A 13,848-nucleotide genomic window follows, 5' to 3' on the forward strand; every position below is an offset into this window, starting at 1 on the left:
TTATTTTATAAGTATATATCGATATATTTAACTACAAATACTACTCTTACTCTACTCTTCACTAAATAAGTTACCTTATGAAAAGCCTCCTATTACTATCCATCCTTTTTTTATTCCTTTCTATCAATAGTAAAGCTCAATGCGAGCTAATGAAAGTGGAAATTAAAGATACTACTGTCAAGAAAGCCCTTAAAGAATACATAGGGCTAGGATACAAGTATTCTAAACTACCCGGAGATAAAGGTATTGTTTTATTACAAATTAGTAGAGGATTACAAAGTACAGGAAATGATGGACATGAAACGGGAACACAACTCTGTGTATCTATCACTTGGGATAATCATTATAAGGAGTTTCAGACCCCCTATACAAATTATACTATTATTGATGATGAAATTGTTTTGATTGAGTACGAAGGGCAAGAGGGTATTATTAAACCATCTAAAGAATGTTCAAAATGTATTGATAAAATTGTTGGTAATAAAGTAAAACAATTCCCTGCCAAAGAAGAGTATTGGACAACATTGCCCCTTTCTAATAAAAGAGTAAAAATGATTAAGGAACGTAAAAGTGACACTTACATGGGTGGTTGTTATTATATTGATTTGAAAGGGAATTACATCTTCCGACAAGGTATTTAAACCCTCAATAACAACGTTGTTCTATGAAAAAGCTTCTATTATTATCCATCCTTTTTTTACCCCTTTCAATCAACAGCCATGCTCAATGCGAACTAATGAAAGTGGAAATTAAAGATACTACTGTCAAGAAAGCTCTAAAAGAATATATTGGTCTGGGCTATAAGTACAATAAGCTTCCAGGGGATAAAGGTATTGTTTTATTACATATTAGTAGAGGTATGAAATATATGGGAAATGACATATATGAGATGAAAACTTCGTTGGATGTATGCATCACTTGGGATAATCATTATAAAGAGTACAAAACACCTTATACCAATTATACCATTATTGATGATGAGATTGTTTTGATACAGTATGAAGGACAAGGGGGCATAATAACATCTTCTGAAGAATGTTCAAAGTGTATAGATAAAATTGTTGGTAATAAAGTAAAACAATTCCCTCCTCTTGAAGAATACTGGACGACATTACCTCTTTCAAATAAAAGAGTGAAAATGAGAAAGGATCGTAAAGTAGAAATTTATATGGGTGGTTCTTATTGGATAGATAGTAAAGGAAATTACACCTTTGGATATGGTATTTAATGTTTCAATTTTTGAGCCATAGCTTTAAAAGCTATGACTCAAAAAAACTACAAAAACATTTCCTGCAAAGCCTTCCAAAGGGCTTTTTTCTTTTCTACATCATGCTGCAATTCACTCAATGCATGAGAAAACAAAAAACGAATATTTTTGATTTCTTTGGTTTGATATGGATTGAGTGGAATTTCAAGCTTTATCTTTTGCAGCGCGACCCCAAAAGTAATAAAATGACTAATAAGGTTTTGCGAGAAAGCTGTTCTGGCATTCATCTGGCTCAAATCTGCCAAGTGAACTAAATCTATCTGATTAAGATTGAGCTTTACAGCCGTCAAGATTTTAGCCAATAACGCTTGGTCTGCTTCGCTATATTCATCTACCAAAATAACTATTCTGTGATTAGGCACAAAATGTAAAACTTTTACCTCTTCTACTTTGGTGTCAGCTTTTACTATTGTTTTTTCCTCAACAGGTGTTGCAATTTGGCTATTTTCAACAGCTATTTCTTCTTTTTGCAAACTATGTTCAGGAATTACATACAATTGTTCTCCTACAAAAAGTTGTTGAAAAAGGATGGTATTATTCTCGGGCATTATCTCTTACAATTAACATTTCAACAAAAACTTCCCTACAAATTTCAAACAATCTTCTGGTTCTTCAATCATCCCCATGTGTCCGACTTCATCAAGAATAGAAGATGAGAAAAATTTAGGTATCATAATTTGTGCTTTGGCATCTGCTGGAGCTACACTTTTATCTCTTTCACCAATAATAAACATTACAGGACAACGCAACGACTTCAACACGTGCTTGCGGTCGGGACGGTCGCGCATGGCTTCCATTCCGGCAATCAATGCTTCAACAGGCAAAGACGAAGACGCATCTATGTGTTTTTGGATGATTTCAGGATATTTTTTGGCAAAAGCTTCTGCATATAAATTAGGTGTCGAAACTTTGATAAAAGCTTCCGCACCATGCGTTTTTATGAACTCCACATTTTTATTTCTAGCCGCCTTTTTCTCGTCTGAATCTGCAAAGGCTGTAGAATGAAAAAGTCCAACACCTAATACTTTGTCAGGATATTTTTCCGCAAATGCCAAAGCAATATACCCTCCCATTGAGTGCCCGATGATTACACATTTTTCAAAACCGCTTTCGCTAACTTTTTTTTCCACAAAATCAGCGTAATCATCAATCGTCTTTAGATTACTCAATCGTGCATATTCTGGAACAATTATATAAAAATCCTTTTGTAAAAAAGGTACATAACCGCTCCAAATGGTAGCATCCTCACCATAACCATGTAATAATACAACTGCTTTTTTCATAATATTGATATCAGAAGTCAAGTCTAAACACTTGCTTCTTTTTATTTAATGATAGTTTTTGGAGCCATTTTCCCTCCAAACTTTAATACGAACCCAAGCAAACACACAATCAAACTTCCAAAAAATAAAACACTTAAATACTGATTATAATACACAATAGCAACCATACATACCAAAGACAACACTAAGGCTATAATAGGAAAATATGGATAAAAAGGAGCAATAAAAGGTCGGTCTAGCTGAGGTTCTTTTTTCCGTAAAGCTAACAAACTCAACATACTCATGGCATACATTACCACAGCCCCCAAGCCCGACATAATAATGATTTTATTGGTTGTACCCGTAAAAATAGCAATTGCTCCTACTACACCGCCCGCTATCAATGCCCAATGAGGCGTTTGATACTTTTTGTTAACAACTGATAAAAATTTAGGCAAATAACCCGCCCGAGCCAACGCAAAGATTTGTCGAGAATAACTAATCGTATTACAATGAAACGAAGCAATCAAGCCAAATAGTCCTAAACTAGCAAACACTTTTGAAAGACTATTGTTTTTTCCTAAGGCCATCGATAGTGTTTCGGGCAAAGGATAGTCAATATTACTCAATGTTCGCCAATCGCCAACACCTCCGCTCAGAATCATTACGCCCAAAGCCAATATTACCAAAGTAATGATACTAGAAATATAGGCTTTTGGAATAGTAGTACGGGGTTCTTTTACCTCCTCTGCTACCATGGCTACGCCTTCAATCGCTACAAAAAACCATATTGCAAAAGGTATACCAGCAAAAACACTATCGACCGTGATAGTAGGTGGATTGTTGGCAATAAAGTTTTCTGTTTTGTAAAAAGGAAAGATAACCGCTATAAAAATGATTAATTCTAAAACCGACAAAATAGTGACAAACAATGAAAACCGTGCAGATTCTTTGATACCGAAAAGATTTATCGTAATAAATATCACATACATGCTTATTGCCGTAGGTACTACAGGAATAGCTGGATGTAGGAAATTGACATAACTCCCAAGGGCATAAGCAATCGCAGGTGGTGCTAATAAAAAATCTACTAATGTGGCAAAACCTGCAATAAAACCGCCCACTTGACCAAACGCTCTGTTGGCATAATCAAAAGCTCCACCAGCATGAGGAATAGACGTTGTAAGCTCGGTATAGGAGAAAATAAAGGTAATATACATTACCGTCACCAACAATGTTGCTATTAAAAAGCCAATTGTTCCAGAGGAAGCCCAGCCATAATTCCAGCCAAAATACTCACCTGAAATAACAAGTCCTACTGCAATTGCCCACAATTGGGTAGTATTAATAACTTTTTTAAGGGTTGGTTGATGGTTGTCGGCTGTCGGTTCTCGGCTGTCGATTGTCTGCATAAGTTTATAGTATTAATAAGGATTAAAATGCTGATGAATTGATAATGCTATATATTTTAAATTAAGACGAAACCCACAAACGCTACTAAAACCCATTCCAAAAACCTAGTTACTAAAAAATTGATAGCCGAATTTCGACTGCATAGCGCCATTTTCAAAATGGCTAATTAAACAAATATACAAAAGGCTCAGAGAATCTCTGAGCCTTTTGTATTAAATTCTAAATTGATAATTATAGCACCTAAGCTGTTACTTTCAACATACTCACCAATTTATCTACTACATAATCAATCTCTTCTATCGTATTATACTTTGAAAACGAGAATCTAACTGATGGTCTTTCAGGCGAAACATTCAAGGCAGTTAATACGTGTGAGCCAATATCTGAGCCACTTGTACAGGCACTTCCACCCGACGCTGAGATTTTGTTGATATCTAAATTGAACAAAAACATATCTGCTTCTTCAGATGGTGGGAAACTTACATTTAGCACCGTGTAAAGGCTTTTATCTAAATTGTCAGAGTCGCCATTGAATTCAACATCATCTAATTCACTGCTTAATCTAGCAATCATTCTAGCTTTCAGTGTTTCAACATGCTTTCTGTGTTCGTCCATGCCTGCATAAGCAATTTCTAATGCTTTAGCCAACCCTACGATACCATATACATTTTCCGTTCCTCCACGCATATTTCTTTCTTGCGAACCGCCATGAATAAAGGGAGTTATTTTGCTCTTGGCATTGATGTACAAAAAACCAACGCCTTTAGGACCATGAAATTTATGCGCTGCACCTACCAAGAAATCAATTTTCATTTGTTGTAAATCATGTCGATAATGTCCCATAGTTTGGACGGTATCTGAATGAAAAATAGCACCGTAGTCTTCGCACAATTGCCCAACCACTGTTAAATCTAACAAGTTACCGATTTCATTATTCCCATGCATCAACGAAACTAATGTCTTCGGGTTATCACGTAGTAATTCTTCTAAATGCTTTAAATCTACATGACCTTTTGTATCCAATTCAACATAACTTAGCTTGATTTTCCCTTTTTTAGCCATGTATTCCAATGTATGAAGTACAGCATGGTGTTCAAGAGGCGAAGTAATGGCATGTGTGATGCCGAAATCTTCAATAGAACGGACGATAGCAGTGTTGTCTGCCTCTGTTCCACCAGAGGTAAAAAAGATTTCCGCAGGCGAGGTATTTAATAACCCTGCAATCGTTTTTCTGGCACGCTCAATGGTATTACGCACTTCACGTCCGTGAGTATGGATAGAAGATGGATTTCCAAAATTAGATTCCATCATGGGTAACATCGCTTCGATTACTGCTTTGTCCATTGGGGTTGTGGCAGCATTATCTAAATAAATTCTATTCATTTGCTTGATAAAGTCTATTACTTCTGTCTATTTAATTGGATTTCTTATAAATGCAGAATGTCAGCCCATAGGTCTGACATTCTGCACAAATCTCATTATTCGTATTTTTAAAACTCATACTGATAGCCAACTGCTATTTGTCGTAAACTCTTATCAGTTGATTCTCTGTATTCAATTTTTACAGCTCTTTTCCAGCTAAGCCCAGCGCCCAAAAAACCATTACCTCCATATCTTCCAATCCAAGACATTCCTGCATTGAAAAAAGGTCTAAAACTCTTATGACCCAAAAACTTCCCAAATAATAAACTTACGTTATATACTTGAATAACATCATCAGGTTGAGGATAATAGTAAATACTCTGATCTCTGCTAATATTACTAATATTATTATAGGTACCCTCTACTTGCAAATAAGTATTATTAAAATTACGAGGGAAACTCATCCTTACTGATAGTCCAGCAAGCCAATTCTTTGGATTATCAACGTTTAAATAATGCCCTCCTATAACACCCACAGCAAACCTAGTCTTATCGTTTTTATTTAAGCTTGCATCTATTGTTGATACTGACTCACTATCCTTACATTTCAAATATGACACACATAGTTTTGAAATATCATTTTTAGAATATGGAAAATCATCATTAATTTTAATTTTATCACAATCCGCAAACAATGCCCTTAACTGACCGACATATCCCTTTTTAGTTGTAAGAAACATTCTATCATTCTCATAATGATAATCTTCTGAAAAAAATAATTCTTGAAAAATATTATCTTTTTCGATAAATAGATGATTTTTTCCTTTTGGGTCAACAAATTCAAAAAGTATTATCTTAGGAGTTTTCAAGAAAACCCTTAAAAAATAATCACCTCTAAAAAATGCTGCAATAATTTCGCTATTGGCTTCTTTTGGTGTATCATGATCAATTTTAACATCAATCTTTTTAGAGATATAAACTTCATCATGCACAAAAAACTCTTCAGCACTTTGAGCATTTATTAGTTCAACGGTGCTATTTAAGCTAGCTTTAAATTCTATTGTGTGGGGAGTCCTTAACCAACTCTCATACTTAATAAAACCTTCATTTTTTTTCCCATCTTTAATATAATAGCCTACTTCAAAATTTTGGGAATAAATTGGCAAAAATCCTGTCATTAAGAAAAACAATAAAACTATCTTTTTCATTCAATTAGGTGTTTTTATTTAAAATTAGTTAAGTGTAAAGTAGCAAATTTTATTTCCCAGCGACAATCTCCTTAATATCACTCATCAATTTCTTAGCTAAATTATCAGCTTTGGTGATTGAATCTGATTCAGAATATATCCTAATAATAGGTTCAGTATTTGATTTTCTAAGGTGAACCCACTCTTTATCAAATTCAATTTTTACGCCATCAATCGCATTGATTGGGTTTTTAGCATACTTTTTCTGAATAGCTTCCAACACTCCATCTACATCAATATCTGGCGTAAGTTCAATTTTATTTTTTGAAATATAGTATTCAGGATAGCCTTTTCTCATTACTGAGATTCGCTTGCCTGATTTGGCTAAATGTGTCAAAAACAATGCAATACCCACCAATGCATCACGGCCATAGTGTAATGCTGGATAGATAATACCGCCATTCCCTTCGCCACCGATTACTGCTTTAGCAGATTTCATCAAGGTCACTACGTTTACTTCTCCAACGGCCGAAGCATAATATTTTCCACCAGCCTTCTCTGTTACATCGCGTAAAGCACGTGTCGAAGAAAGGTTTGATACTGAGTTTCCTTTATGGTTTTGTAAAATATAATCTGCCACTGCTACTAAAGTATATTCTTCTCCAAATGGAGAACCGTCTTCACACATAAAGCACAGTCTATCTACATCTGGGTCAACTACTATTCCTACATCAAACTTACCTTTTTCAATAGCCTTCGTAATATCGGTTAAGTTTTCAGGGAGTGGTTCTGGATTATGTGCAAAATGCCCCGTAGGTTCACAGTGCAATTTTGTAATTTGTGTCACCCCCAATGCTTCAAGCAACATCGGTACAGCTATTCCTCCTGATGAGTTTACAGCATCAACAATTACTTTAAAGTTCTTATTTTTGATAGCTTCAACATCTACTAATGGTAAAGCCAAAATCAAATCAATATGCTTTTGAAGCCAAGTATCATCTTGGGTATAGCTTCCTAATTTCTTGACATCAACAAAATCAAAATCTTCATTTTCAGCAATCAGCAGCATTTCTTCTCCATCATTGCCAGAAATAAATTCACCTGCGGCATTCAATAACTTTAAGGCATTCCATTGAATAGGATTATGGCTTGCCGTTAGAATAATACCTCCTGCGGCATTTTCGGCAGGTACGGCCATTTCAACGGTTGGTGTTGTAGAAAGTCCTAAATCAAGTACACTTAATCCTAAACTTTGGAGTGTACCTACTACCAATTTAGAAACCATGTCTCCAGAAAGACGAGCATCACGTCCAAGCACAATCTTAAGGGTCTCAGGGTTTCTTCTTTTTAACCAAGTGCCGAAAGCTGCTGTAAATTTAACAACGTCTAAAGGTGTTAAGGATTCTCCTGCTTTTCCACCGATAGTTCCTCTAATGCCTGATATTGATTTGATTAGTGTCAATTGCTTAATAAAATTTTTAAAAATCGTTTAATTATCAAAAACTAAAGTTAATATAAAAATGCTTGTCTGCTATGATAAACCTAAATTGTATCTATTTAATTGTGCATAAATTTATCTTGCGGTATTCTTTAAGTTTCTTTAACGATATTTTGGTACGTGTACGAAATGATATTAACATAAAAGCCTTCAAACTGAATAGCTTGAAGGCTTTTTGTTAACCGACATGGATTCGAACCATGAATGACGGTACCAAAAACCGTAGTGTTACCATTACACCATCGGTCAATATAATTCTTTTGTGAGTTGACTTGTTAATTAAAAATCTCTCGAAACAATTGTTTCAAGAGATTTTTGTTAACCGACATGGATTCGAACCATGAATGACGGTACCAAAAACCGTAGTGTTACCATTACACCATCGGTCAATATAATTCTTTTGTGAGTTGACTTGTTAATTAAAAATCTCTCGAAACAATTGTTTCAAGAGATTTTTGTTAACCGACATGGATTCGAACCATGAATGACGGTACCAAAAACCGTAGTGTTACCATTACACCATCGGTCAATCACATTTGAATTGTGGTGCAAAATTAGTCGTATAATTCGGCTTTGTCAAGTCATTTTTTCAAAAAATAAAAAAATGACACATTAATATTTTATAAGTTATTGACTAATTGACCTTTATATTTCAAAAAAAACATCATCTCTACCTTACTATTTATGGTAGAAGCAGGATATTTTAAACAGCTACGCCACTAGTTTCAACAGTTGGAGCAATCTTTTTTACTAATCCTTGTAATACTTTACCTGGACCACACTCTACAAAAACCGTTGCGCCATCTTCAACCATATTACGAACTGATTGTGTCCAACGAACAGCACCAGTCAACTGCGAAATAAGATTTGCTTTAATTGTTTCAACATCCGTTGATGGCAGTGCATTTACATTTTGATAAATTGGGCAAGCAGGTTGTGCAAAAGGTGTCGCCTCGATAGCAGCAGCTAGTTCTTCACGAGCAGACTCCATCAATGGCGAGTGAAATGCACCACCTACTGGCAACAATAAAACACGCTTTGCTCCTGCTTCTTTTAGTTTTTCACCAGCTTGGGCAACACCCTCGTTAGAACCAGAAATCACTACCTGACCTGGGCAGTTATAGTTAGCAGCCACTACTACTTCATCCGTAATAGAAGCACAAATTTCTTCAATTAATTCATCTGATAAGTTTAACACCGCTGCCATTGTTGAAGGATTGTTCTCACAGGCTTTTTGCATGGCTAACGCACGTGCAGAAACCAATTTCAAGCCATCTTCAAAACTCAATGCACCTGTAGCTACCAATGCCGAGAACTCTCCTAACGAGTGTCCCGCTACCATTTCTGGGTTAAAATCTGCTGTTTCTTTGGCTAAAATAACTGAATGCAAGAAAATAGCAGGTTGAGTAACTTTGGTTTGTTTAAGCTCCTCATCTGTACCTTCAAACATAATATCTGTAATACGAAAACCTAAAATTTCGTTTGCTTGCTCGAATAATGCCTTGGCTGATGCTGAATTATCGTAAAGGTCTTTACCCATGCCCTTGAATTGAGAGCCTTGACCCGGGAAAACGTATGCTTTCATTTTAATAATTAAATGAATGTGAGTAAAATAAGTAAAAGAGTATAGTATTTCTATTACTCTTGTGCTAAAGTCCGCAAAATTAACTATTCAATTTAACTATTTACTATCCGTTCAGAGAAATCTTTCTCTGAACTCAGGCGTTGGCATTCGGCAAGAATCTGATTTTCCAAAAATTTTATAGCGATTCTTGGCTATCAAATCATAAAAAAAATCAAGAATTGAACTCGGTAATACGCTAAAAAGGGACAAATACTTCCAACAACCGCATAAATCTTTGGCAATTTCTAATGCTGCTTTTGATTTGGTGAATATTCTATTATTTTTCAATAAAATTACCGAATCAAAATCCGTAGTATTTCTCTGGTACTTTTTCAAAACGGCATCCCCAAATTCAGATTGCAACGAAGCAAATTTGAAATGTTTGTTTGGGTCATGGTCAATCACAAAATTGATTGAAGCATTACAAAAATTACAAACACCATCAAATAATATCACTTGTTGTCCATCAACTATTGTATCTATATTTTCCATTTAAATGAATTATTAATCTCCGATTATCCCCTTATTATCTAAACAAAAATATCAGTATAAAAGTCTTAACAATACAAAGAATATCTATTTGCTTTTAAATTAAAGCTAACCTTAATCTTATAAAACATGAGTACAACCATCATCATTACTGTATGTTCGTTATTATTAATTGCCTATGCATTTGATTTAACTGCGTCTCGGACAAAAATTCCATCTGTTATCTTACTCCTATTATTGGGCTGGTTAGTGAAACAAGTTACTACTTTCACTAATGTCCGCGTACCCAATTTAACTGCTATTCTACCTGTGTTGGGCACAATCGGATTAATATTGATTGTGCTAGAAGGAGCCTTGGAACTTGAATTGGACAAATCCAAAATTCCGATTATCAAAAAATCCTTTATTGTGGGTTTCTTCCCGATGGTAATTTTAGCATTTTTGATGGCAGCCACTTTCCAATACTTTGGTGGAGGCTCTTTCAAAAACAATCTGACCAATGTTATTCCTCTATGTGTGGTAAGCAGTGCCATTGCGATACCAAGTGTGAAAAACCTAAAAGCTACGGACAAAGAATTTATCATTTACGAAAGTAGTTTATCCGATATTATTGGGGTGCTTTTTTTCAACTTTATGGCACTCAATGCTACTATTAATGTTGCCTCCTTTACAGAGTTTGCCCTTGAGCTTTTGATTATTATTATAGTATCGTTTGTTTCTACGGCTACTTTGTCATTTTTATTAAGCAAGATTGAACATCCTATCAAATTTGGGCCTATCATTTTATTGGTAATTTTGATTTATGCCATCGCCAAACTGTATCATTTACCTAGCTTGGTTTTTATTCTTCTTTTAGGACTTTTCTTAGGAAACCTCGATAAACTAAAACAGTTTCATTGGATTCAACGATTAAAGCCCGATCAATTAGAAGTAGAAGTTAATAAATTTCATGAACTGGTAGGCGAAGCTACCTTTTTAATCAGAGCCTTGTTTTTTCTTTTATTCGGCTACCTTATCGAATCTGCCGAAATATTAAATACAGATACCCTCAATTGGGCTTTAGGAATCGTCTTTATGATTTTCCTGATTCGTGCTATACAATTAAAATTATCTAAATTAAACCTCCGTCCACTACTTTTTGTAGCACCCAGAGGGCTGATTACAATTTTACTCTTTTTGGCGATAGAACCTAATCAGCATATTCCGTTAATGAATAAATCATTAATTATTCAAGTAATTGTATTAACTGCATTGGTGATGATGTTTGGATTGATGAATACCAGCAGAAATGAACAAAAGCATTAAGAATAGGTGTTAGCAAGGTAATTATTCAAATAACTATTCATTAAAAAGTGATCCTAACATATTTACGCAAAATTATGCTACTAATTATCCTTATTATTGCCTTTCTCGGAATGGGCTTGTATGTCTTTATGCAACAAAAAGTTTTCGGAAAAGACCCTTCAGGCGCTCGCCTAGCTCGTATCGAAAAATCACCTAATTATTCAAATGGCTCTTTCCACAACCTATCGCTTACTGAAGTAATGCCAAAGGATGCTTCTTATTGGGGATTGCTTAACGATTTTTTGAATAAGCCTAAAACAGTTGAACCTGACAATGTCCTTCCCTCTATCAAAACTGATTTAAAAACATTAGCTTCTGAGAAACCAACCATCGTTTGGTTCGGACACTCTTCCTATTTAATCAAATCAAAAAAAACCACGGTTTTGGTTGACCCTGTATTTAGTGGCTCGGCTTCTCCTGTTTCTTTTTTTGGAAAAGCCTTCAAAGGTGCTGATGTGTACAACGTTGAAGATTTTCCTGATATCGATATGCTAGTGCTTTCGCATGACCATTACGACCACTTGGATTATGTGACTATCAGTAAATTAATCCCCAAAGTAAAGAAATTCTATACCGCTTTAGGTGTAGGCGCACATTTAGAAGAATGGGGAGTAAGCCCTGAAAACATTGTCGAGTTCGATTGGTGGGAAGGTAAAAAGATTAATGATGCCTTAGAGATTACATCAACGCCTGCAAGACACTTTTCGGGACGAGGTTTTACACGTGGCAAAACCCTTTGGTCTTCTTTTGTTTTGAAAATTGATGGCTACAGCATTTTTATTGGTGGGGATTCTGGTTATGATCATCACTTCAAAACCATTGGAGAGAAATTTGGCCCATTCGATATTGCCTTATTAGAGAACGGTCAGTATGGTAAAGATTGGCCATTGATACATACTTCGCCAGAGGAAACGGCCAAAGTGGCCGCAGAATTGAAGACCAAAGTATTGATGCCAGTACACTGGGCAAAATTTGCCTTAGGTTATCACGCTTGGGACGAGCCTATCAATCGCTTGGTAAAAAGCTTGGAGCATTCAGATATTAAACTCACAACCCCTCTTATTGGCGAACCCGTTGTTCTAGACAGCATATATCCTCATAAAATGTGGTGGAATTTTAAAAAGCCATAGTCCTATAAGTACGTGCATATTTTATATTTAGCATGTGTATATTTGAACAGTAGCAACTTAAAGAAAAAGTAGTTCAACAAATATATCGGGGCCAAAATAGCATAAAACTAATCTTTTTTGAAGTGATACAATTTTATGACAGATATAATCAATGACTTGCTGATTTTTGTTGTAATTAACTTCGTTAGTTGGTTTATTTAGATACTTTTAGTAAAACCAGTGATAAAACGAAGAAAAAATAGCTATCAAAGGATGATTGATGAAAGTATTTTAGCGGGTATAAAAAATTACTTTATAATATTACTGAAAATTAACTTAAACTATGAAAAGAAGAGATTTCACAAAAAACATCATTGCTGGCACAGGCTTGGCGACGTTGCCAACTTTGGCAAAATCGGCTGAAAAAGCAAATGTAGCTAGTCCTCAACCTGTATTTAAATTAAAATATGCTCCGCACTTTGGTATGTTCCAAAATTCGGCAGGCAAAGATGAAATTGACCAATTGAAGTTTATGCACGAGATGGGATTCCGTGCTTTGGAAGATAACGGAATGATGGGTAGAACCCCAGAATTACAAAAGAAAATAGGCGATACCATGGCTAAGTTGGATATGGCTATGGGCGTTTTTGTGATTGATGGTGGCGACAATTGGAAAACATCTTTAACCACAGGCAAACAAGAATTTAAGGATGTTTTTTTGAATACTTGTAAAAAGGCAGTTGAAGTAGCCAAACGGTGTAATGCAAAATATATGACGATTGTGCCAGGCTATTTTGAACGCAACTTACCGATAGGTGTACAAACGGGGAATGTAATTGATGCTTTTAGAAGAGGTGCTGAGATTTTTGAACCACATGGTTTGGTAATGGTAATGGAACCGCTTTCTGATAATGCTGATTTATTCCTTCGCAATTCTGACCAATCTTATATGATTTGCAAGGCTGTGAATAGTCCATCGTGTAAAATCTTATTCGATATGTGGCACATGCAACGCAACGAAGGACGCATGACCCAACACATGGATTGGGTTTGGGATGAAATTGCTTATTTTCAGATTGGTGATGAACCGGGCAGAAAAGAACCTACTACTGGCGAAGTAAATTATAAGTTTTTGTTCAAACACATTAACGAAAAAGCCAAAGCAACCAATAGAGGCGAATTCATTTTAGGAATGGAACATGGCAATTCTATTGGTGGAAAAGAAGGAGAAATGAAGTTGATTGAAGCATATCGTGCTTCTGATTTAGCTTAAACATATCCCTTCATCACTAG

The 13,848-nt window shown here is 35.4% G+C and carries 13 protein-coding genes and 3 tRNA genes; 5 read left to right on the forward strand and 11 right to left on the reverse strand.

The genetic code is table 11. The features are described 5' to 3' along the window. The first annotated feature begins 77 nt into the window (after positions 1 to 77). Positions 78 to 641, forward strand: a complete 564-nt coding sequence (locus tag VB264_RS00740; protein ID WP_323246101.1) for a hypothetical protein — start codon at positions 78 to 80, stop codon at positions 639 to 641. Between the two features lie 23 nt (positions 642 to 664). Then, positions 665 to 1,228 carry a hypothetical protein gene (locus VB264_RS00745; protein ID WP_323246102.1) on the forward strand — a complete coding sequence of 188 codons (564 nt, stop codon included), beginning with the start codon at positions 665 to 667 and terminating at the stop codon, positions 1,226 to 1,228. A 47-nt stretch (positions 1,229 to 1,275) separates the two neighbouring features. Here VB264_RS00745 and VB264_RS00750 read toward each other — a convergent pair whose 3' ends face one another. From VB264_RS00750 to VB264_RS00800, 11 genes are all read right to left on the reverse strand, one after another. Beyond that, complete coding sequence (locus tag VB264_RS00750) at positions 1,276 to 1,815, reverse strand: DNA polymerase III subunit psi (protein WP_323246103.1); 540 nt, start codon at positions 1,813 to 1,815, stop codon at positions 1,276 to 1,278. Positions 1,816 to 1,827: 12 nt separating this feature from the next. After that, on the reverse strand, positions 1,828 to 2,550 hold the full coding sequence (locus VB264_RS00755) for an alpha/beta fold hydrolase (RefSeq protein ID WP_323246104.1): 723 nt from the start codon (positions 2,548 to 2,550) through the stop codon (positions 1,828 to 1,830). A 41-nt stretch (positions 2,551 to 2,591) separates the two neighbouring features. Continuing rightward, complete coding sequence (gene eat / locus VB264_RS00760) at positions 2,592 to 3,941, reverse strand: ethanolamine permease (protein ID WP_323246105.1); 1,350 nt, start codon at positions 3,939 to 3,941, stop codon at positions 2,592 to 2,594. A gap of 241 nt (positions 3,942 to 4,182) precedes the next feature. Continuing rightward, entirely contained in the window at positions 4,183 to 5,325 is a 1,143-nt protein-coding gene (locus VB264_RS00765; protein ID WP_323246106.1) for a cysteine desulfurase family protein, read from the reverse strand. Positions 5,326 to 5,432: 107 nt separating this feature from the next. After that, positions 5,433 to 6,512, reverse strand: coding sequence for a hypothetical protein (locus VB264_RS00770; protein ID WP_323246107.1), 1,080 nt, complete (start codon positions 6,510 to 6,512; stop codon positions 5,433 to 5,435). Between the two features lie 49 nt (positions 6,513 to 6,561). Beyond that, on the reverse strand, positions 6,562 to 7,953 hold the full coding sequence (glmM, locus tag VB264_RS00775) for a phosphoglucosamine mutase (protein WP_323246108.1): 1,392 nt from the start codon (positions 7,951 to 7,953) through the stop codon (positions 6,562 to 6,564). Between the two features lie 214 nt (positions 7,954 to 8,167). Then, positions 8,168 to 8,238 (reverse strand) — tRNA-Gln (locus tag VB264_RS00780). A 69-nt stretch (positions 8,239 to 8,307) separates the two neighbouring features. Next, positions 8,308 to 8,378 (reverse strand) — tRNA-Gln (locus tag VB264_RS00785). Positions 8,379 to 8,447: 69 nt separating this feature from the next. Then, positions 8,448 to 8,518 (reverse strand) — tRNA-Gln (locus tag VB264_RS00790). Between the two features lie 174 nt (positions 8,519 to 8,692). Beyond that, on the reverse strand, positions 8,693 to 9,574 hold the full coding sequence (gene fabD, locus VB264_RS00795; protein WP_323246109.1) for an ACP S-malonyltransferase: 882 nt from the start codon (positions 9,572 to 9,574) through the stop codon (positions 8,693 to 8,695). Positions 9,575 to 9,685: 111 nt separating this feature from the next. Continuing rightward, positions 9,686 to 10,105: a thiol-disulfide oxidoreductase DCC family protein gene (locus VB264_RS00800; protein WP_323246110.1), complete on the reverse strand. Its 420-nt coding sequence runs from the start codon at positions 10,103 to 10,105 to the stop codon at positions 9,686 to 9,688. Positions 10,106 to 10,231: 126 nt separating this feature from the next. Here VB264_RS00800 and VB264_RS00805 point away from each other — a divergent pair, with 126 nt between their 5' ends. The 3 genes from VB264_RS00805 to VB264_RS00815 all read left to right on the forward strand — a co-directional run bounded on the left by VB264_RS00805 (position 10,232) and on the right by VB264_RS00815 (position 13,828). After that, positions 10,232 to 11,407 carry a cation:proton antiporter gene (locus VB264_RS00805; protein ID WP_323246111.1) on the forward strand — a complete coding sequence of 392 codons (1,176 nt, stop codon included), beginning with the start codon at positions 10,232 to 10,234 and terminating at the stop codon, positions 11,405 to 11,407. A gap of 74 nt (positions 11,408 to 11,481) precedes the next feature. After that, positions 11,482 to 12,576 carry an MBL fold metallo-hydrolase gene (locus VB264_RS00810; RefSeq protein WP_323246112.1) on the forward strand — a complete coding sequence of 365 codons (1,095 nt, stop codon included), beginning with the start codon at positions 11,482 to 11,484 and terminating at the stop codon, positions 12,574 to 12,576. Positions 12,577 to 12,898: 322 nt separating this feature from the next. Next, positions 12,899 to 13,828 (forward strand): hydroxypyruvate isomerase family protein, encoded by a 930-nt coding sequence (locus VB264_RS00815; RefSeq protein ID WP_309913941.1) that lies wholly within the window; start codon positions 12,899 to 12,901, stop codon positions 13,826 to 13,828. Positions 13,829 to 13,848 lie beyond the last annotated feature (20 nt).

Origin of the sequence: Arcicella aquatica, from assembly GCF_034928825.1 — a bacterium.
GTDB classification, from domain to species: Bacteria; Bacteroidota; Bacteroidia; order Cytophagales; family Spirosomataceae; genus Arcicella; species Arcicella aquatica.

What these genes read in the sequence shown, in the direction of transcription:
- VB264_RS00810 (WP_323246112.1), top strand. Translation starts at nt 11,482, where the DNA reads ATGCTACTAATTATCCTTATTATTGCCTTTCTCGGAATGGGCTTGTAT.
- VB264_RS00755 (WP_323246104.1), bottom strand. Translation starts at nt 2,550, where the DNA reads ATGAAAAAAGCAGTTGTATTATTACATGGTTATGGTGAGGATGCTACC.
- VB264_RS00765 (WP_323246106.1), bottom strand. Translation starts at nt 5,325, where the DNA reads ATGAATAGAATTTATTTAGATAATGCTGCCACAACCCCAATGGACAAA.
- VB264_RS00745 (WP_323246102.1), top strand. Translation starts at nt 665, where the DNA reads ATGAAAAAGCTTCTATTATTATCCATCCTTTTTTTACCCCTTTCAATC.
- VB264_RS00770 (WP_323246107.1), bottom strand. Translation starts at nt 6,512, where the DNA reads ATGAAAAAGATAGTTTTATTGTTTTTCTTAATGACAGGATTTTTGCCA.
- eat (WP_323246105.1), bottom strand. Translation starts at nt 3,941, where the DNA reads ATGCAGACAATCGACAGCCGAGAACCGACAGCCGACAACCATCAACCA.
- VB264_RS00740 (WP_323246101.1), top strand. Translation starts at nt 78, where the DNA reads ATGAAAAGCCTCCTATTACTATCCATCCTTTTTTTATTCCTTTCTATC.
- VB264_RS00750 (WP_323246103.1), bottom strand. Translation starts at nt 1,815, where the DNA reads ATGCCCGAGAATAATACCATCCTTTTTCAACAACTTTTTGTAGGAGAA.
- VB264_RS00815 (WP_309913941.1), top strand. Translation starts at nt 12,899, where the DNA reads ATGAAAAGAAGAGATTTCACAAAAAACATCATTGCTGGCACAGGCTTG.
- VB264_RS00800 (WP_323246110.1), bottom strand. Translation starts at nt 10,105, where the DNA reads ATGGAAAATATAGATACAATAGTTGATGGACAACAAGTGATATTATTT.
- VB264_RS00805 (WP_323246111.1), top strand. Translation starts at nt 10,232, where the DNA reads ATGAGTACAACCATCATCATTACTGTATGTTCGTTATTATTAATTGCC.
- fabD (WP_323246109.1), bottom strand. Translation starts at nt 9,574, where the DNA reads ATGAAAGCATACGTTTTCCCGGGTCAAGGCTCTCAATTCAAGGGCATG.